The sequence below is a fragment of the Propionivibrio limicola genome (assembly GCF_009469695.1).
Lineage (GTDB): Bacteria > Pseudomonadota > Gammaproteobacteria > Burkholderiales > Rhodocyclaceae > Propionivibrio > Propionivibrio limicola.
Map to the genome: position 1 here is coordinate 1 of NZ_SSSR01000004.1, position 18,165 is coordinate 18,165.

At 60.9% G+C, this 18,165-nt stretch carries 19 protein-coding genes; 4 read left to right on the forward strand and 15 right to left on the reverse strand.

Annotated features, from left to right (window positions below):
* Positions 1-174 precede the first annotated feature (174 nt).
* The 6 genes from GH659_RS05070 to GH659_RS05095 all read right to left on the reverse strand — a co-directional run bounded on the left by GH659_RS05070 (position 175) and on the right by GH659_RS05095 (position 6,682).
* Positions 175-1,629, reverse strand: a complete 1,455-nt coding sequence (locus GH659_RS05070; protein ID WP_153110070.1) for a Y-family DNA polymerase — start codon at positions 1,627-1,629, stop codon at positions 175-177.
* 46 nt (positions 1,630-1,675) lie between these two features.
* Positions 1,676-2,284 (reverse strand): translesion DNA synthesis-associated protein ImuA, encoded by a 609-nt coding sequence (gene imuA / locus GH659_RS05075; protein ID WP_170285825.1) that lies wholly within the window; start codon positions 2,282-2,284, stop codon positions 1,676-1,678.
* 170 nt (positions 2,285-2,454) lie between these two features.
* A complete protein-coding gene (locus GH659_RS05080) occupies positions 2,455-2,844 on the reverse strand; it encodes a nitrous oxide-stimulated promoter family protein (RefSeq protein WP_211364110.1) in 390 nt (129 codons plus the stop codon).
* 80 nt (positions 2,845-2,924) lie between these two features.
* Positions 2,925-4,448: a lysine--tRNA ligase gene (lysS, locus tag GH659_RS05085; protein ID WP_153109782.1), complete on the reverse strand. Its 1,524-nt coding sequence runs from the start codon at positions 4,446-4,448 to the stop codon at positions 2,925-2,927.
* Between the two features lie 54 nt (positions 4,449-4,502).
* Positions 4,503-5,607 (reverse strand): peptide chain release factor 2 gene (prfB, locus tag GH659_RS05090; protein ID WP_153109784.1). Its coding sequence is split into 2 segments (ribosomal slippage): positions 4,503-5,525 and positions 5,527-5,607, totalling 1,104 coding nucleotides; the frame shifts between segments, so codons are not numbered across the junction.
* A gap of 73 nt (positions 5,608-5,680) precedes the next feature.
* Complete coding sequence (locus tag GH659_RS05095) at positions 5,681-6,682, reverse strand: YeiH family protein (RefSeq protein ID WP_153109786.1); 1,002 nt, start codon at positions 6,680-6,682, stop codon at positions 5,681-5,683.
* A gap of 95 nt (positions 6,683-6,777) precedes the next feature.
* On the opposite strand from GH659_RS05095, the gene GH659_RS05100 reads away from it, so the two are divergent.
* Positions 6,778-7,659 (forward strand): LysR substrate-binding domain-containing protein, encoded by an 882-nt coding sequence (locus tag GH659_RS05100; protein WP_153109789.1) that lies wholly within the window; start codon positions 6,778-6,780, stop codon positions 7,657-7,659.
* A gap of 13 nt (positions 7,660-7,672) precedes the next feature.
* Here the strand turns inward: GH659_RS05100 and GH659_RS05105 are convergent, their stop codons facing one another.
* Positions 7,673-8,572, reverse strand: a complete 900-nt coding sequence (locus GH659_RS05105) for a recombination-associated protein RdgC (RefSeq protein WP_153109791.1) — start codon at positions 8,570-8,572, stop codon at positions 7,673-7,675.
* Positions 8,573-8,686: 114 nt separating this feature from the next.
* On the opposite strand from GH659_RS05105, the gene lplT reads away from it, so the two are divergent.
* Positions 8,687-9,949 (forward strand): lysophospholipid transporter LplT, encoded by a 1,263-nt coding sequence (gene lplT / locus GH659_RS05110; RefSeq protein WP_153109794.1) that lies wholly within the window; start codon positions 8,687-8,689, stop codon positions 9,947-9,949.
* Between the two features lie 27 nt (positions 9,950-9,976).
* On the opposite strand, the gene GH659_RS05115 is transcribed toward lplT, so the two are convergent.
* From GH659_RS05115 to tsaB, 4 genes are all read right to left on the reverse strand, one after another.
* Positions 9,977-11,188 (reverse strand): MFS transporter, encoded by a 1,212-nt coding sequence (locus GH659_RS05115; RefSeq protein WP_153109796.1) that lies wholly within the window; start codon positions 11,186-11,188, stop codon positions 9,977-9,979.
* A 74-nt stretch (positions 11,189-11,262) separates the two neighbouring features.
* Complete coding sequence (locus GH659_RS05120; protein WP_153109798.1) at positions 11,263-12,108, reverse strand: uracil-DNA glycosylase; 846 nt, start codon at positions 12,106-12,108, stop codon at positions 11,263-11,265.
* Positions 12,105-12,581 (reverse strand): ribosomal protein S18-alanine N-acetyltransferase, encoded by a 477-nt coding sequence (gene rimI / locus GH659_RS05125; RefSeq protein WP_153109800.1) that lies wholly within the window; start codon positions 12,579-12,581, stop codon positions 12,105-12,107. The genes GH659_RS05120 and rimI overlap by 4 nt, the downstream gene beginning before the upstream one ends.
* Entirely contained in the window at positions 12,581-13,258 is a 678-nt protein-coding gene (tsaB, locus tag GH659_RS05130) for a tRNA (adenosine(37)-N6)-threonylcarbamoyltransferase complex dimerization subunit type 1 TsaB (protein ID WP_153109801.1), read from the reverse strand. The genes rimI and tsaB overlap by 1 nt, the downstream gene beginning before the upstream one ends.
* A gap of 307 nt (positions 13,259-13,565) precedes the next feature.
* Between tsaB and GH659_RS05135 the strand changes: the two genes are divergently transcribed.
* Both GH659_RS05135 and GH659_RS05140 read left to right on the forward strand, forming a co-directional pair.
* Positions 13,566-14,447: an MFS transporter gene (locus GH659_RS05135; RefSeq protein WP_170285826.1), complete on the forward strand. Its 882-nt coding sequence runs from the start codon at positions 13,566-13,568 to the stop codon at positions 14,445-14,447.
* A complete protein-coding gene (locus GH659_RS05140; protein WP_153109805.1) occupies positions 14,422-14,973 on the forward strand; it encodes an MFS transporter in 552 nt (183 codons plus the stop codon). Before GH659_RS05135 ends, GH659_RS05140 begins: the two co-directional genes overlap by 26 nt.
* Positions 14,974-15,060: 87 nt before the next feature.
* Here the strand turns inward: GH659_RS05140 and GH659_RS05145 are convergent, their stop codons facing one another.
* The 4 genes from GH659_RS05145 to GH659_RS14875 are packed head-to-tail and all read right to left on the reverse strand — an operon-like array spanning position 15,061 to position 18,093.
* The gene (locus GH659_RS05145) at positions 15,061-16,488 is read right to left on the reverse strand and encodes a heavy metal sensor histidine kinase (protein WP_246167719.1); all 1,428 of its coding nucleotides are present in this window, start codon (positions 16,486-16,488) and stop codon (positions 15,061-15,063) included.
* Positions 16,479-17,168, reverse strand: a complete 690-nt coding sequence (locus GH659_RS05150) for a heavy metal response regulator transcription factor (protein WP_153109807.1) — start codon at positions 17,166-17,168, stop codon at positions 16,479-16,481. Before GH659_RS05150 ends, GH659_RS05145 begins: the two co-directional genes overlap by 10 nt.
* Positions 17,165-17,620, reverse strand: a complete 456-nt coding sequence (rhuM, locus tag GH659_RS14870) for a RhuM family protein (RefSeq protein WP_246167720.1) — start codon at positions 17,618-17,620, stop codon at positions 17,165-17,167. The genes GH659_RS05150 and rhuM overlap by 4 nt, the downstream gene beginning before the upstream one ends.
* Positions 17,527-18,093, reverse strand: coding sequence for a virulence RhuM family protein (locus tag GH659_RS14875; RefSeq protein WP_211364112.1), 567 nt, complete (start codon positions 18,091-18,093; stop codon positions 17,527-17,529). The genes rhuM and GH659_RS14875 overlap by 94 nt, the downstream gene beginning before the upstream one ends.
* Positions 18,094-18,165 lie beyond the last annotated feature (72 nt).

Genomic DNA, 18,165 nt, shown 5'->3' on the forward strand with positions numbered 1-18,165 from the left:
GCGCTGATCGCGCCGCCTTCCGGTCGGGCCTTCGCCCCTCCCTCTCGGCAACGCGATCAGCGCAAATGAAGTGTCCGGGGTGTGTCAGTTTTGAATCGCTGCCCAACAAAAATCTGTATCAGTTTTGAATCGCCGTTGACAAAGGGAGAGTGTGCGATTCGGGCAGAGTTTCCTTCATGAGAAATACCCGTGCAGGAACCAGCCGCCCGGCGTGCGGCATTCGCGATAGATCCACAGCCAGCGCTCGTCCGGCGCCTGCGCGATGAAGTAGTCGCGGCGGATGTCGGCGTTGTCATCGCCGTTCCTTTCTTCCCCTTCGCCTATTTCCCACCAGCCCGATTCGATGCGTTCCGGCCCGGCCAGTAGTTCAAGCGGCCCCTGTCGATACGGTCGGCCGTCGACTTCGCGCAGCGCTTCCGGCGCCGCCAGCAGCCAGAGCGGGCGCGGCAGCTCAGGAATCTCGGGCGCTGGCAATTTTTCCTGCAACGTCGACCGGCGCGTGGCGCGTTCAGGGCGGTGATCGGCGCATACGGCCAGCCGGTAGACCTGCGCATCGCCCAACCGCGCGCGCAGGCGTTCGAGCAAAACGCCCATGCTCCCCTGTTCGGCGCAGACGTCGTTGAACAGCGTGCCGTCCTGTGCCGTCAGCGGCGCCACGTCGGTCGCTTCGAGGCATAGCGAATCGACCGGCGCCATCAGTTCAAGCCGCTCCAGCCGTTCACGCAGAACGCGTTCGAAGCGCTCGCCATCGGCGGTGAGGTCGGAAAAATTCAGCGGCAGCGGCGTTTCGTCCCGTTCGTGGCGCAAGCGGAGGATGACTTCCCGCACTCCGGATTGCCGCGCCGCCAGCCAGCCGGCGAGAGCCGAAGTCAGCCGACGCGCGGCGAAGACAAGCGCCGTCGCGCTATCGACGGTGGACGGCAATTGCAGCGGCAGGGAAAAACGTTCGGGAAAGACGAAATCCGGGCGCAGATCAGCCGCCTCGCCGAAGGCTTGCGCCAGCCGTTGCAGGCTCTCGGCGCCGATGCGCCGCGCCAGCTGGGCCGACGGCAAACAACGCACCTCGGCCAGCGTCGATGCACCAAAACGACGCAACGCGACGGCGGCTTTCGCTGGCAGCACCTCCACCGGCAATCGCCCCAGATGCTGGCGCATGCGCTCAAGATCGATATAGAACGCCGGCTCGCCCTGCTGCGCCAGCCACTGCGCGGCCAGCGGAGTCGGCGCGGCAGCCAGCGCCAGCGTGAAACTCAGCGGCTCAGCGCTCTCGCGCAAGGTATCCACAAGACTTTTCAGGCCGCCGAACAGGCGCAGGCAACTGCCCACTTCGAGCAGCAAGGTGTCGGGCGTCAAACTGACGCGCGGCGTGAAGCGGCCGGCCCAGCAGGCCAGCGTCTGCAACGCGGCGGACTCGCGCGAAGGATCGCGCGCCAGCAACGTAAGACCCGGCGCCAGCGCGCGCGCCGCCGCAACGCCAATGCCCGACTCGATGCCGGCCTGCCGCGCTGCCTCGTCGCCGAGCAGAATGCGGCCGCGCTCGACCACCGCGCTAGGCGACGGACAGGACGCGTTGGCTTCGAGCGGGAGATACGGCAGATGGAGCGCGAGCCAGACCGGCGACGGAACCATGATCTTCACGACCTGCGTGCTGCGCCGGCAGGCGCGGCACTTCGAGTTACAGCGTGCGGCGGCACGGCGGACCGCGCCGCTTGAGCAGTTGAACGCCAAGCCGGCCATGTGCCGTTGCGGCCAACTGCAGACGCAGCGGCGCCGCCGACGATTCGCCAGCGGCACGACTCGGACGGAACAAAAAAGCGAGGCTGGAACTTCCCGCCGCGGCAACCTGCAGCCGCCGTACTTGGCCAGCGTCGATGCGCGCCGCCCAGCACACCACCGCGCCGGGCGCACCGCTGGCCAGCGCCTGCTCCGCCGCCCAGAGGGCGTCGCGTGCGTTGTCCGGCGCGACAACAACGAGCCGCGACAGGTCGATGCGCGCCAGCGCCAAAGCCGGGGCATGTGCGGCGTGCGGCGGCGCGACCAGAACGATCCACTTGCCCTCAGCTTGCACGGTCGTCAGTGCCGGAAAAAGAACGGAACATTCACCGTGCCCGGCGCTATCAGTCAGCAATTCGGCCAATGAGCCACGCGCCCAGCCGCCGCCCGGCAACTCGGCATCGAGCGCCGCAAATCCACTGGCCACCGCCGGCAGACCAGCTTCGGCCAAGTGGTCGCCCCGCCAGACATCGGTACGGGCGATGACTTCATCGAGGGAGACGGCGTTCATCCTGAAAACCTTTGTCGAAACCACTTTCTGCATAGAGAAGAAAATAATACTGTAATTATATACAGCATTTGCGGCGCAACAAGTTTGTTCCAGGCAATGATCAACCGCTGTTACGCACGGAGAAAACTCCGAAAACCGACGAAAGCCAAGCCCCACGAGTGGGCGGCCGATCAAACTTTCTGGCTTTTCTGCGGCTTTTCGGGCAAACGAATCGATGGCCGTCGGCCGTCGAGAAGGTGGAGGATGCCGAGAATGGGATGCCGTTTCAGCATCCGCGGACCTGTCCAGCGCATGACGATGCGCATTTGTTCGCGCAAATCGGCGCTGTAGCAATGGACAAGGCAGTTGGCGCACGTCGGCTTGGCGTCGCCGAAAATGCAACGCTCAAGTCGGCGCGTTGCGTAGTCGAGCAAGCGGGCACAGTCCGGGCACAAATCGTGGTCTGCCCCATGCCCGTGGGCGTGGCAATACATGCGCAACATGGCGGCGATAGTCCTCTGTTCGCGCGCACGCCGCACATAGCGGGGATCGGTAATGAAATCGATGACCTGTTTGGACACGATCCGAAAAGTGGAAATTTGGGCAGAAAAAACCGCTACGCCCAGTCACTGGCCGTAGCGGTGGCAGTAAAACGCTGGTCTTACTCGGGGCGCATCTGCGGGAACAGGATTACATCCCGGATGTTGGCCGAATCGGTCAGCAGCATGACGAGGCGGTCGATGCCGATGCCGCAGCCGCCCGTCGGGGGCAGGCCGTATTCGAGTGCCCGGATGTAGTCGGCGTCGTAATACATGGCTTCCTCGTCGCCGGCGTCCTTGGCCTTGACCTGTTGCATGAAGCGGTCGGCCTGATCTTCCGGATCGTTCAGCTCCGAGAAGCCGTTGGCGATCTCGCGGCCGACGATGAACAGCTCGAAACGCTCGGTGATCTCCGGGTTGGTGTCGCTGCTGCGCGCCAGCGGGCTGATTTCGGCCGGGTAGTCGACGATGAAGGTCGGGTTCCACAGCAGCGCTTCGGTCGTCTCTTCGAACATCAGCAGTTGCAGCGTGCCCAGTCCGACGCCCGGTTTCGGCTCATCGGTCATCTTGATGAGCTTCTGGCGCAGCCAGTCGGCGTCGTTCAGCTGTTCGAGCGTGTATTCCGGATGGTACTTGCGGATCGCTTCGACCATCGTCAGGCGGTCGAACGGCTTCGACAGGTCGAGCGCACGGCCCTGATATTCGAACACTTCCGTGCCAAGCGCTTCGCGGGCCGCGTGACGGAGCAGACCTTCGGTGAAGTCCATCAGCTTGCGGTATTCCGAATACGCTTCGTAGAACTCCATCATGGTGAATTCGGGGTTGTGCCGCGGACTCATGCCTTCGTTGCGGAAGTTGCGGTTCATCTCGAACACCTTTTCGAAACCGCCGACCACCAGCTTCTTCAGGTACAGCTCCGGCGCGATGCGCAGGTAAAGATCGACATCCAGCGCGTTGTGGTGCGTCATGAACGGACGTGCCGATGCGCCGCCGGGGATCGGATGCATCATCGGCGTTTCGACTTCGAGGAAGCCGTGACCGCACATGTAATTGCGGATCGACTGCACCATGCGGCTGCGTGCCGTGAACGTGAAGCGCGACTGCTCGTTCATGATGAGATCGAGGTAGCGCAGGCGGTACTTCTGCTCCTGATCGGTCAGACCGTGGTACTTCTCGGGCAGCGGACGCAACGATTTGGTCAGCAGACGGATTTCCGAGCACTGCACGGTCAGTTCGTTAGTTTTGGTGCGGAACAGCGTGCCGACGGCTCCGACGATGTCGCCGATATCCCAGCGCTTGAACGCGGCGTAGGTTTCCTCGCCGACCTTGTCGCGCGCCACGTAAAACTGGATGCGGCCCGACAGGTCGGAAATAGTGATGAACGAGGCCTTGCCCATGACGCGCTTCAACATGATGCGGCCGGCCACCTTGACTTCGACCGGCGAAGCTTCGAGCTCTTCGCCCGATTTGGCGTCATAGACTTCGATGATCTTGCCGGCGGTGTTTTCGCGCGAAAAATCGTTCGGGAAGGCGCGGCCCGTAGCGCGCCATTCGGCCAGCTTGGCGCGGCGTTCGGCGATGATGTGGTTTTCGTCTTGCTCGGGCGCGTTGGCCGGTGCGTTGTTCACACTGGTTTGTTCGGACATGGTGTTGTGTCTCGCAATCGATAAGTGATGATGTTTTTCTCGGCAGCGCGGCGGTCAGACGCCCTGCTTCAGGCTCGCCTCGATGAACTGGTCGAGATCGCCGTCGAGCACGCTTTGCGTGTTGCCGACTTCGACGTTGGTCCGCAGATCCTTGATCCGCGACTGGTCGAGCACGTAGGAACGAATCTGGTGGCCCCAGCCGATATCCGTCTTCGAGTCTTCGAGCTTTTGCTGCTCGGCCTGGCGCTTGCGCAGTTCTGCCTCATACAGGCGCGATTTCAGCATGGCCATCGCCTCGGCGCGGTTGCGGTGCTGCGAACGGTCGTTCTGGCACTGCACGACGATGCCGGACGGGATGTGCGTGATCCGCACCGCCGAATCGGTCTTGTTGATGTGCTGACCGCCGGCGCCGGATGCGCGGTAGGTGTCGATGCGCAGATCGGCCGGATTGACCTCGATCTCGAACGAATCGTCGATTTCCGGATAGACGAATACCGAGGCAAAGCTGGTGTGGCGGCGGGCGTTGGAATCGAACGGCGACTTGCGAACGAGGCGGTGAATCCCGGTTTCCGAGCGCAACATGCCGAAGCAGTAGTCGCCGGAGAGCTTGATCGTCGCCGTCTTGATGCCGGCCACGTCGCCCTCGGATTCTTCGAGCACTTCGACCGCATAGCCCTTGCGCTCGCCGTATTTGACGTACATGCGCAGCAGGATGGAAGCCCAGTCCTGCGCTTCGGTACCGCCGGCGCCGGCCTGAATATCGAGGAAGCAGTTGAGCGGATCGGCCGGGTTGTTGAACATGCGACGGAATTCGAGCGAGCCAACCTTCTTTTCGACGCCGTCGATGTCGTCCACCACGGCATGCAGCGTATCGTCGTCGTTTTCCTCGCGCGCCATGTCGAACAGTTCCTGCGCATCCTTCAGGCTGGCGGCGACCTCATCGAGCGTCAAAACGACGTTTTCGAGCGATTTCTTTTCTTTAGAGAGTTCTTGCGCGCGCTCGGCGTTGTCCCAGACTTTCGGGTCTTCGAGTTCGCGGCTAACGGCGCTTAGTTGATCGAATTTCTGATCGTAGTCAAAGATACCTCCGTAGCTCGGTGGCCCGCTGAGCGAGATCCACGAGCCGGTTGGAGATGATATTGAGCTGTTCTGCTTCCATGGCAATCCGGAGTAAATGTAAAACGCGGAATTATATACGCTGGCGCCCCCATCATTAAGCCTCAATTGCCAGATTACGCGGCTAACCAATTGACAACACCGCCAGTTACCAGGAGATGCACAAACAACCCGCCACCGAGCATGAGCGGTCTTATTCCGGCTTTCCTGACGCGCGACAGGTTGGTATCGACACCAAGCGCCGCCATCGCGGCAGTCAGCAGTAGGATCCCCATTAAACGCAGCATATCGACCAATTCCGGCGGCAAGAGGCGCAGTGAGTTGACGATCGCTAGAACAACGAACATCACGGCAAACCACGGCACCTGAAGTTTCGCCCCACCCTCACCCCGTCCGGAGGATTGCGCAACCAACAGCAGGAATGGCACAAGAAGCATGACGCGAATCATCTTGACGATTACCGCACTACGCGCCACCCCATCACCGATGGCACTGCCGATGGCGACGACCTGAGCGACTTCATGCACCGTCGATCCAACATAGACCCCGAAATCGAACAGGCCGCCGAACCACCTGAAGAGCAGTGGATAAACAAGCATTGCCAGCGAGCCGAACAGAACGACCGAAGCGACCGCCACAGTACTTTTCTCTGCCGCAGATTCATCGTTGCTGCAACGCAGCATCGGCACCGTAGCTACCACCGCTGCGGCACCGCAGATAGCGCTACCGGCTGCGGTCAGCAGAACGGTCTCGCGATCCATTCCCAACCATCGCCGCCCGATCAGCCACCCCACGGCCAAAGTCGACGTCACCATGACCACATCCACAACGATGCCGGTACTTCCGACCTCGACGATTTGTTGAAAGCTCAAATTGAAGCCATAAAGTGCCACGCCAGCACGCAACAGACGACGTTGGGCGAACTGCAGCCCAGGACGAAACGCGCCGTGCCCAAAGCGCGGCACCAAATTTCCCAACGCGGCGCCACACACCAATGCCAGCGTAAGCGAACTGGAACCGTAATGCCGCACCACTTCCCACCGCGCCAGAGCGAATCCGGCCGCAGCCATCACGACCACTAACAGAATGCCCGGAGACAACCGATCTTCGTTCGCCATACATCCTCCTCAACCCAAGAAATATGACGAACCGTACCGCGCGGCAGTAGAATCCGTAAAACAGATTGTTTTTATACTATTAATCTATTTATTAAATGAAGATCACATTAAGGCAGCTGGAAATCTTCATTGCAATTGCCAGCCATGGACATGTGACGCGCGCGGCCGAAGCGATCGCCATGACGCAATCGGCCGCCAGCACGGCGCTCGCCGAACTTGAACAGCAATTGGGGCAAACGCTGTTCGACCGGATCGGCCGTCAGCTCCTCCTCAATGAATCGGGACGAAGACTGCTACCCAAAGCCATCGACGTACTTGATCGGGTACGGGATATCGAAGCAATGGCGAAGGGAACTGATGCGGCATTTGACCTGCACCTCGGCGCGAGCCTGACGATTGGCAATTACCTCTTACCGCCGTTGCTCGCCGAGCTAGGCGAGCGACACCCGCGTGCGGAAATAAAACTGTCGTTAAAAAACACGGAACAGACGATAGCAGACATCGTGAATTATCGAATCGACCTCGGTTTCATCGAAGGTCCGACTCAGGATGATCGCCTGCAGCGTTTCACCTGGCACCAGGACCGCCTCGCCGTCTTTGTCGCCGCAGATCATCCGCTGGCGGGGAAAACGGTTACGCACGACGAGCTGAAGAGCGTGCGCTGGGTGCTACGCGAAAAAGGGTCGGGCACGCGGGAGATGTTCGAACGCGCCCTGAGCAACGCCGCGCTCCCCTGTCAGGTGCTTTTCGGGCTTGAGCAGCCGGAAGCGATTCGCCAGTGCGTACGCAACGGATTAGGCATCGGCTGCCTCTCCGAACTTGAACTCCGCGATGCCTTCCGGGGTGGATGGCTGGCGCCGGTCAACACCCCTTTTCTCAATCTCGAACGCCAGTTTCAGATCGTTGTGCATCGCAACAAACATCTGAGCAACGGACTCAGCGCGATTCTCTCGCTCTGCGGCGTCGATGGCGTCTAGCCGTTTCCAGGCTTTAACTTTCCTGCGGCATTTCGCCGCCCAGCGCTTCGATCAGGTGATCGAACAGTTGCGCCAGTTCGCCGGTCATCAGCGTGAAGTCGATATCGAGGCGTTCTTCCTCGTTTTCGGCCAGACCCTCGGCTTGTTCCTGCAAGACGTCGAGAAAGCCAAGGCGCTTGAGCTGCAGGCCCTCGTTGAGCACGAATGAAATCTTGTCGTTCCACGTCATCGCCAGACGAGTCACCACCTTGCCGTTCATGATGTGCTGGCGGATCTCATCGCCGTCGAGGGAATGCTTGGCATAACGCACCATGGCGTTCTCCGAGGAACGCAGTTCAAGATCCTGATCGATCGTGAATGCGCCGGAAATGCTGCCATCGGCCACCCACGCCGTCATTGCACCGGACGGCGATTGCTGAACTTTCACCGGGCGAACGGCAAAGCCGTCGACGACCTTGTACAGGCATTCGAGAAATTCCTCGGCCTTGGCGGGCGACGAGGCATCGACGGCCAGCCAGCCGTGCTCCGGGTCGATCCAGCCGAACGTCGTCCTTTTTCGCACGAATGCGCGCGGCAGAAGCTCCTGCGTCATCGCCTCGCGCAATTCGCGCATCTCTTTGCGGCCGACGCGGCGACCTTCGGACTCTTCGATTGCCTTGGCGCGGTCGTTGGCGAACTGCTTGACCACCGACGCCGGCAACAGCTTCTGTTCAGCGCCCAGCGCCAGCAACCATTGCCGGTTGACGGAATGAACAAGCGGGCCGCCCTCGCGCGGCGGAATCCAGCCAATGCTCTGCTCGTCGGAAGCGTTGCAGGGTTGCAAGGTCAGGCGGGCGAGTTGATCCTCGAATTCCGTGATTTCGAACGTCCGGTTCTTCGGAAGACGGTACAGCTGAATGTTCTTGAACCACATAGGTCGTCCCTGAATCGAAAAAGCGGTTGATTATAGAACCGATCCTGCGGTTTCCCGAGGTTAGGCCTTTCGTGGTATAAACCGGGCTCGATAAAAAGAGCGGTACCGGTTTTCATGCCCTTCGGCTTCTATATCATCATGGCGGCGCAATTTTTTTCCGCGCTTGCCGACAACGCCCTCCTCATCGTAGCCATCTCAGCCTTACGGGACATGCAGGCTCCGCCAGCCTATGAGCCGCTGCTGAAGACCTTTTTTACCGTCTCCTACGTCGTTCTGGCTGCCTTCGTTGGCGCCTTTGCCGATTCGATGCCCAAATGGCGCGTCATGTTCATCAGCAACGCGATCAAGATCATCGGCTGTGGCCTGATGTTCTTCTCGGTTCACCCGCTGTTCGCCTACGCCATCGTCGGCCTTGGCGCCGCCGCCTACTCGCCGGCCAAGTACGGCATCCTCACCGAATATCTGCCGCATCGCCTGCTCGTTGTCGCCAACGGCTGGATTGAAGGGCTGACCGTCGGCGCAATCATCCTGGGCGTCGTTGTCGGTGGCACGCTGATTCAGCCAGCCTTCGCCCAGCATCTGCTGGCTTTCGACCTGCCGCTTGTCGATTCGGGCATCGACACCATCAGCGAAATGTCGCTCGGCGTCGTTGGGGTTTTCTACCTGCTGGCCTCGATATTCAATCTCTACGTTCCCGATACCGGCGTCGATCACAAGGTTCTGCACAAAAATCCGGTGTATCTCGTCCGCGAATTTGCTCATTGTCTGGTGCTGCTTTGGCGTGACAGGCTCGGCCAGGTCTCTCTTGCCGTCACAACCCTCTTCTGGGGAGCCGGCGCCACGCTGCAGTTCATCGTGATCAAATGGGCGGAAGAAGCCCTCAATCTCGACCTGTCGCAATCGAGTATGCTGCAGGGCGTCGTTGCCATCGGTGTCGCCATTGGCGCCGTCGCCGCTGCCAAGACGATCACCCTGCGCAAGTCGTTGAAAGTCATCCCGCTCGGTATCGCCATGGGCTTGATCGTGCTGGTGATGAATTTTGTGCAGGATATGTGGCTGGTTATTCCCCTGCTGATCGCTGTGGGCGCGGTTTCCGGTTATTTTGTCGTGCCGATGAATGCCCTGCTCCAGCACCGCGGCCACATCCTGATGGGCGCCGGCCACTCGATCGCGGTGCAGAATTTCAACGAAAACCTGTCGATTCTCGTCATGACCGGCCTGTACTTCCTGATGGTCGAGGCCGAGCTGTCGATCTACAGCGTCATTACCCTGTTCGCCCTGTTCGTCAGCGCCAGCATGTTGCTCGTCAAACGCCGCCACGAAGCGAATCAGCGCGCTTACGACGACGTGATCCATCTGGACGACACGGGGCACTGATTCCCCGCCCTGGCGATCCGTTGTTCGTCAGGCCAGGCGGTCGCGCTTCGCCAAAGAGGGGAAGAGTCTGAGCCACAGCGCGGCCACCAGAATTGTGCCTGTACCGCCGAAAACGACGGAGCCGACAGGGCCGAACCACTCGGCCGTCGCTCCCGATTCGAATTCCCCCAGCTGATTCGAAGCGCCGATAAAAATCGAATTGACCGCACCGACGCGGCCGCGCATGTCGTCCGGTGTTTCGAGTTGCGCCAGCGTCTGGCGTACGACAACGCTGACATTGTCAGCCGCACCGGAGACGGAAAGCGCCACGAACGAGAGCAGGAAGTTTGACGAGAGCCCGAAAATCAGCATCGCCAAGCCAAAAACCGCCACGCCAACCAGCAGAATCTTGCCGACCTGGCGCTCCAGAGGCCAACGGGTCAGCACGAGCGACATCAGTAGTGCACCGATAGCCGGCGCCGAGCGCAGGATGCCGAGCCCGACCGGGCCGGTCTGAAGAATATCGCGGGCAAAAATAGGCAGGAGCGCCGTGGCGCCGCCCAGCAAAACGGCGAACAGGTCGATCGACGTCGCCCCGAGAAGGACTTTGTGCCTCCATACAAAGACAACACCGGAAAACATCCCTCGCCAGCCGGGCGGTGCCGACGAGCCCTGTCGTTGATAACGAATGCCAAGCGTCAAGGCGAACGAGGCGACAAACAAAGCGGCACCGCACGCATAAACGACGGCAGGTCCGGCGACATAGAGCAAGCCGCCGAGCGCCGGGCCGCCGATGACGGCGATCTGAATACCGCTTGAGGCGGCAGCCACGGCGCGCGGCAGGATTTCCAGTGCCACGAGTTGCGGAATCAGGGCCTGCTGCGCCGGCATCTGGAACGCACGCGACACACCGAACAAAACCGATAGCCCCAGAATCAACTCCCGCGAGATGAATCCCGTGAGCGTCGCCACAATGAGGACAGCGGCGATGAGCGCCTGCAGGAACAGGCTGGCGGCAAAAACCCGGCCACGGTGCAAGCGGTCGACGACCTGTCCGGCGGGCAAGGTCATCAGCAAGGCGGGAACGAACTGATACAGGCCGACCAGGCCGAGATCCCAGGCACTGTCGGTCAAGTCATACATCTGCCAGGCCACGGCCACCATGAGCATCTGGTTGGCAGCAGTGGCGCCCAAGCGCGCCAGCCAGAAACGGACAAACTGACGATAGGAAAGAAGACCGGAAAACGTATTGTCGATCATGGATTCAGGCGTTACGGGCGCAAATGGTCAAACAAAACACAGCGATTAAAGTCACCGCCGAAGTCGAAACCAACTCAGCCTTCGGCCTTTGCCGCCCGCATCAAACGGCGCGCCCTGCACAAGTCTTCCCAAGCCTTGGCCTTGTCCGGCAGGTTGCGCAGCAGGTAGGCCGGGTGATAGGTGACGATGACCGGAATCTCCCGGCCGCCGCTCAGCTCATCGCGGTAAGTCAGCGTCCGGCCGCGCAGGCTGGCCAGCGAACTTTCGTCGCGCAGCACAGAATTGACGGCCGCGCGGCCGAGCAGGACGAGCAGCCGCGGCTGGATCAGCGCGATCTGGCGCCGCAGATACGGGAAACAGGTCGCCATTTCCGCAGCATCCGGCGTCCGGTTGTTCGGCGGACGGCATTTCACGGCATTGGCGATATACACATCGTCGCCCCGTTCAAGGTCAATGGCCTCCAGCATCGCATCGAGCAACTTGCCGGCCTGGCCGACGAATGGCTCGCCGCGCGCATCCTCCTCGGCTCCCGGTCCTTCGCCGATGAACAGCCAGTCGGCGTTTTGGTCGCCGACGCCGGGCACGGCCTGTTGCCGGTTCGCGCACAACCCGCAGGCGCGGCACGCCGCGATGCTCTCATGCAGTTCCGGCCAGTCCATGCCGGCAATACGGGCGGTACGGTCGTCGGTGGTGTCTTGAGACGTGGCGGGTGGCTCGGACTCAAGATGATGCTGTTCCGGTGGCGGCACGAACAACGGCTCTTCCGGAAATTCGGGTGCCGAAGCGGGCCCGGCATCCGGCACCGTCGGGCCGGTCACCGGCGCGACATCTTGCGCGGACGCCTCGACCGGCGGCTGGCGCAGCTTCCAGACGGGGCCGAGTCCCATTTCCTCGAGAATCTGCTCACGGGTAAGCGTCATGTCGTCAGCTCCGCGAGCGGGTAAGTCATGACCAGCGCGTCCTCGCGGCCATTTTCGGCCGGATAGTAATTACGCCGCACGCCAATCTGCTTGAAGCCGAAATGCCGGTACAGCGACACGGCTTTGGCATTGGATGGCCGGACTTCGAGAAGAAAGGTTTGCGCGCCCTGCTCGCGTCCGACATGCATGGCATGCCGCAACAAACGGGCACCGAATCCCTTGCCCTGCCATTTATCGGCGACACCGATGGTCAGCAGATGGGCATCGTCAACGGCGAGCATCACGACAAAGTAGCCGACCAGTTCGCCACCGATGCGGCAAACCCGGCAGCTGTAGCCGCTCTGGAGGCAGTCTTTGAAATTGCCGGGGCCCCAAGGGAATGGGCAAACGCCAAGTTCGATGGCGAAAACGTCGTCGATGTCGGTAGCGGACATCGGCAGGATTTCGACCGGCAGCTCAATCGCTCCCGGCATCAGGCTTTGCCTCCTTCGGCCAGACGCTCGGCGACGGTCTTGGCCACCTTGTTGCGCACATAGAGCGGCGCGGCATCGGCCGGATCGATTTGCTCGCCACGCGCCAGACGCGGCGCGGCGAGCCGAACGACAAACGCGGCGTCAGGCATGATTTCGGGCTTCCAGACATCGACAACTGGAGCCAGCCTTTCGCGCAGCACAGGATAAGCAGCCAGCCCATTACCGCAGGCAAGCCAGCCGCCCGTTTCGGGAAGCGGTACCGATTCCGGGGCATAAACGCCGATCTCGCCGCGCAGTTCACCGTGCTCGAACACACCGACATACACCTCCCCCATGCGGGCATCGAGCGCCACGATGACGCGCTCGCCACCGCTCGCCAAGGCCATCGCCTCTAGCGTGCCGATGCCGATAAGGGGAACATCGCGCGCGACGGAGAGGCCTTGGGCGACACCGCAAGACACACGCAGACCGGTAAATGACCCCGGTCCCATGCCGAAGGCGATTCCGTCCAGATCGGCGAAACCGAGTCCGGCTTCTTTCAAGGTCGCTTCGGCAACGGGCAGCAAGGTAGCCGAATTCGACTGCCCGTCGGGGCAGCTTCGCGCGATCACATTTCCATCCTGCCAAAGGGCGATGGACCCCGGATCGGAGGCGGTTTCGAGAGCGAGGATTTTCATGGGCGGCTATTTTACCCGCACAACCGTCAATCGTCGCCGGACAACCAAGCACCATGCCTCCGATGTGCACTGGCTAAGACAAGCGAGTGCGCCATGTTGTGTCATATAAAAACCGTATAAAAGACATTCATTATTCGAATAAACACTATCGCGTATCGGTAATTGAATTCGACTTTTCACTACACGCATACTCGCGCCCGGCTCGCATGGGGGGTTTGAGAGCCTTAAGCCTTTCGATTCTGGGACGGTTCGTCCTTTCAAAGGATTCGAATGGCGTTGCTTTTTTCACTTATAAGGGATCAGTACTGTGTCAAATGTTGCAGTAGCCGCAGTCGCGCCAATCGGCAAGGACTGGCAGGCAAACACTCTGGATGTACATAAATTTCTGAGTCACAGACACGTCGGAGCGACTCAGTGGCAAGTAGGGATACTCGCCTTCATTGTCCTCATCCTCGACGGGTTCGACGTCGTATCGTTCGGTTTCATCATCCCGGCCTTGCTTGAATCATGGCAGGTCTCGCGCGAGGCGATGGGTCCGGTTCTCGTGTCTGGTCTGGTCGGTCTGGCCATCGGCGCGTTTTCCGGCGGCCCGCTCGCCGACATCTTCGGCCGCCGCAAGGTCATCATCGGTTCGGTGCTGTTGTTCGGCATCATGAGCCTGATTTCCGCTTTTTCACCGAACCTGACCGTCCTCGTCATACTCCGGTTTTTGACCGGTCTCGGCCTTGGTGCATCGCAACCGAACACGGGAACGCTTGTCTCGGAATATGCACCGGCGCGCCACCGTTCGATCTTCGTTACGCTGACCTATTGCGGCTTCACCGTTGGCGCAGCCGCCGGCGGCTTCCTCAGCGCTGCGTTGCTGGCCAACTACGGTTGGGAGTCTATCCTGATTGTCGGCGGCATCGTGCCGATGCTGTTTGCCGGTATCTGCTACTTCCTGTTGCCCGAATCGCCAAGCTATCTCGCCTTGCACCCCGCCCGCCGCGCCAGATTAGCCGCAATTCTCAACAAAATCGAACCGGGCGTCGCCGACAAGGATACGCAATTCATTTCGGCCGAAGCTACGCACCATCAGTCGGGCAAGGCGCCGTTCCTGCAGATCCTGTCGAAGACGCACTTGCCAGTCACGCTCATGCTGTGGCTCGGTACTCTTCAGTACGATGCTGACCGTCTATCTGATGAATAGCTGGCTGCCAACGCTGGTCAAGGATGTCGGTTTCAGTATCGAGAAGGCGGCGATGATCGGCGCCATGATGCAACTCGGCGGCGTCGTCGGAAACATCATGATCGGCTGGGCCATGGACCGATGGGAATCGCACAAAGTCGTGGTGGCCGCACTGGTGATGGCTGGCGTGTTCGCGGTGGCGATCGGTTCGGCGACCTCGGATGCCAATATCAACATCACGACCATGACGATATTGATTTTCTGTCTCGGTCTGACCACGAACTGCGCGAACACGACGTGGGTACCGCTGGCCACCGGTTACTATTCGACGAAGGTGCGCGCCACCGGCACCGGCTGGATGACCGCCGTTGGCCGCCTTGGCGCGATTTCGGGGGCTTCGATGGGGGCTGTCCTTCTGTCCTTCCATCTGACCATGGGGCAGATCTTCTACTGCCTGTGCGTACCGGTCGGCCTCGGCATCATTGCCGCACTTGGCAAGCTCCGTTTATCGAAAGGCAGCAAGGCGGTCTCCTCGCTGGCGCACTGAGCATCGCCGTGCCGGATTCGTCCGGCCGGCCGGTTCATCGGCAACGTAAAAGTTTCGGCGTCCGCGGCCAAACCGGGGCGCCGAACATCAAGGAAAATTCAGCGTAAAGCGCGTTTCCCCACCGCCGGAGCATTTTCCGGCGGCTCTCTCCGAAGTAATCACAATCTTCCCGCCGTGGGCCTCCATGATCGATTTGGCGATGGCCAGTCCCAGCCCGGAGCGCATTCCATCTCCGCCCCGCGCGGAATCGGCACGGTAAAAACGATCGAAGAGACGTGGCAAATGCTCGGCCGGAATCGTCTCCCCGGAATTGATGACGTCGATGGACACACCACTGGCCGTTGCGTTCTTGATGATGACGCTCACCTGTCCGCCCGACGGCGTGTGCCGGATCGCGTTCGACAACAGGTTGCTGATGGCGCGGCGAATCATCAAGGAATCGCCCTCGATTTCTCCTTTTCCCGAGCAACTCACCGTCACCCCCTTTTCCTCGGCCGCGATGCGATAAAACTCGACGAGGTTGTCGATCAACGGCGCCAGATCAAGCTTTTCCCGTGACGGAATCAGCTGACCTTCGTCGGCTTTGGCGAGGAACAGCATGTCGGCCACCATGCGCGACAGGCGTTCGTATTCCTCGACGTTCGAAGCCAGTACCTCGCGGTATTCCTCGGGGGAGCGCGAACGCGACAGCGTGACCTGCGTTTGCGTCAGCAGGTTGCTGATCGGCGTGCGGAATTCGTGCGCGAGGTCGGAAGAAAAATCGGACAGGCGCCGGAACGAGGCTTCCAGCCGCGCCAGCATGGCGTTGAGCGTCTGCGCCAGATCGGCGAGTTCGGCCGGCACCGCTTCAGCGTCGAGGCGGGCGTCGAGCCGTTGCGCGGTGATACCCGACGCCTTCTGCCGCATGGCCTGCAACGGCGCCAGCCCGCGCCGCACGGCCAGCCAGCCGAGCACGCCGGTCAGCAAGGCAGCGAGTACGACGAACGACCACAAGGTCCGGCGGAAGCCGTCCATGAACTGCTCGTGGTGCGAAATATCGGTCGCCACGCCGACGATGGCCGGCAGCGCATCGGGGATGCCGGTCGGCACTGGCGCGGAAATGCCGCGCAGCGGCGTACTGCGCGCGGTCCGCCAAACGTACGGATGCCGGCCATTGCCATGCACCTGCCTCACCAGCAGCGCTTCCGGAAATTCGGCGCCGCTCGTAGCAAACAACGTCTCGCCATTCGGCGCCTTCACCACCACGGCCAGCCCCGAATGGCCGATCAGGGCATCGTCAAGGTGCTGCGGGATCGCATCCAGATCGGCTTGCGAGGTCACTTTCGCCAGCGCCTGCCGGGCCAACTGCAGCTTGCCGTTCAGCACGGCGAGATCCTGCTCCTCGAAATGCTGCTCAACGGCGGTGCCAATCAGGTAGCCGAGCGCCAACAGTACCGCCGTCGATGCCGCGGCGAACAGCGCCGTCAGCCGCCGGGCAATCGAAGCACGCGACGCACGGCGGTCGCTCAATCGCACGCCGCATCCTCCAGCACGTAGCCCATGCCGCGCACGGTACGGATCAGCTTCGGCTCAAAGTCGTCGTCGACCTTTGCGCGCAGGCGGCGCACGGCGACTTCGACGACGTTGGTGTCGCTATCGAAATTCATGTCCCAGACCTGCGAGGCGATCAGCGAACGCGGCAGCACTTCGCCCTGCCGGCGCAACAACAGTTCGATCAACGCGAATTCCTTGGCCGTCAAGTCGATGCGCCGACCGGCACGGGTGACGCGCCGCCGCAGCAGATCGAGTTCGAGGTCGGCCGCACGCAAGAGCATGGGTTCCGACTCCTTGCTCTTGTTGCCGCGCCGAAGCAGGGTGCGCACGCGGGCCAGCAGTTCGGCAAAGGCAAACGGCTTGACGAGATAATCGTCGGCGCCGAGTTCGAGCCCGCGCACCCGGTCGTCGACCTGATCGCGCGCCGTCAGAAACAGCACCGGCATCTCCTTGCCGGCCCGGCGAATGCCTTGCAGAATCTGCCAGCCATCGATACCCGGCAGCATCACGTCGAGGATTGCCAGATCGTAGGCCTCGGTCAGTGCCTGATGCAGGCCGTCGAAGCCGTCACGTGCCAGATCGACGACGAACCCCGCCTCACCCAGCCCCTGCTTCAGGTAATCGCCGGTTTTCGGCTCGTCTTCGACCACCAGAATTTTCATGGTTTTCCGCCGGATTCAATCCGTTTGAGCATCCGGTCAAAATCGCTTTCAAACAGGCGATCCTGCAGGATGCGATATTTTTCGAATTCGCTTTCGGCATGGGCCTTGGCGATTTCCGCGGTGACCTTGCCGGCGTCCTGCAAAACTTCCCGGTCAGTCGCCTCGATGAAGCGGTTCAGGCGCGTTTCCCAATCCTGCATGGTCATCGGAATTTTGCGCAGCGCCATGTCCTCGGCGACATCCAGATAGGCGGACACCAACCGTTCCAATTGTGCCATTTCGTGTTCGGTCAGGTAGTTCTTGGCCACAACCACATCGAATTTCAGGATCTTCCCGAGTGGAGAATCCTTCCAAGCGGTCAGGCCCATGTTGTCTTTCCCGGCATTGGCGCGGTTGTAAATAACCTCAGCCGCCGTCTGTCCGTGAATGGCCCAGTGCAACTTGTTTTGCACGGTGGCAAAAAAGCGCTTGGTAGCTTGGTAAAGCCTTTGACGGTGAATTCTTCGATGATGCGGGTAGCCCACTTGCGAAACTGTACCGCGCGCTCGGAATTAACCTTGTAGCCCACCGCGATGATGGCCGCCAGGCTGTAGTGCTGGGTGTCATACGTCTTGCCGTCAGCAGCAGTTATCCGAAATTTTCGGATAACTGAATCCGCCTCCAATTCACTGTCGGAAAACACTTTTTTCAGGTGATAGTTCACGGTGCGTACGTCTACGTCATAGAGCACCCCCATCATCTTCTGGGTCAGCCAGATGCTCTCGTCGGCATGCACTGCCTCCACACCGCCTTGGCCGCTGGCGGCGACAGAGGTCAGGTATTCGGCAGCGGAGGAGCGAACAATGGAGGACATGGCCCCCCGGGCAGACTGCTGCTGTGCGCCATCCGTGATGCGGCTGGTTCTGCCTCTCTTGCTGGCGGTCATGCGATTCCTTTCACCTTATTCGCTCGTCCAAATGCATTCACAACGGGGTCGAAGATTACAGCAATGTAATTT

What these genes read in the sequence shown, in the direction of transcription:
- GH659_RS05070 (WP_153110070.1), bottom strand. Translation starts at nt 1,629, where the DNA reads ATGGTTCCGTCGCCGGTCTGGCTCGCGCTCCATCTGCCGTATCTCCCG.
- imuA (WP_170285825.1), bottom strand. Translation starts at nt 2,284, where the DNA reads ATGAACGCCGTCTCCCTCGATGAAGTCATCGCCCGTACCGATGTCTGG.
- lysS (WP_153109782.1), bottom strand. Translation starts at nt 4,448, where the DNA reads ATGTCCGAACAAACCAGTGTGAACAACGCACCGGCCAACGCGCCCGAG.
- GH659_RS05095 (WP_153109786.1), bottom strand. Translation starts at nt 6,682, where the DNA reads ATGGCGAACGAAGATCGGTTGTCTCCGGGCATTCTGTTAGTGGTCGTG.
- GH659_RS05100 (WP_153109789.1), top strand. Translation starts at nt 6,778, where the DNA reads ATGAAGATCACATTAAGGCAGCTGGAAATCTTCATTGCAATTGCCAGC.
- GH659_RS05105 (WP_153109791.1), bottom strand. Translation starts at nt 8,572, where the DNA reads ATGTGGTTCAAGAACATTCAGCTGTACCGTCTTCCGAAGAACCGGACG.
- lplT (WP_153109794.1), top strand. Translation starts at nt 8,687, where the DNA reads ATGCCCTTCGGCTTCTATATCATCATGGCGGCGCAATTTTTTTCCGCG.
- GH659_RS05115 (WP_153109796.1), bottom strand. Translation starts at nt 11,188, where the DNA reads ATGATCGACAATACGTTTTCCGGTCTTCTTTCCTATCGTCAGTTTGTC.
- GH659_RS05120 (WP_153109798.1), bottom strand. Translation starts at nt 12,108, where the DNA reads ATGACGCTTACCCGTGAGCAGATTCTCGAGGAAATGGGACTCGGCCCC.
- rimI (WP_153109800.1), bottom strand. Translation starts at nt 12,581, where the DNA reads ATGCCGGGAGCGATTGAGCTGCCGGTCGAAATCCTGCCGATGTCCGCT.
- tsaB (WP_153109801.1), bottom strand. Translation starts at nt 13,258, where the DNA reads ATGAAAATCCTCGCTCTCGAAACCGCCTCCGATCCGGGGTCCATCGCC.
- GH659_RS05140 (WP_153109805.1), top strand. Translation starts at nt 14,422, where the DNA reads ATGCTGACCGTCTATCTGATGAATAGCTGGCTGCCAACGCTGGTCAAG.
- GH659_RS05150 (WP_153109807.1), bottom strand. Translation starts at nt 17,168, where the DNA reads ATGAAAATTCTGGTGGTCGAAGACGAGCCGAAAACCGGCGATTACCTG.
- GH659_RS14875 (WP_211364112.1), bottom strand. Translation starts at nt 18,093, where the DNA reads ATGACCGCCAGCAAGAGAGGCAGAACCAGCCGCATCACGGATGGCGCA.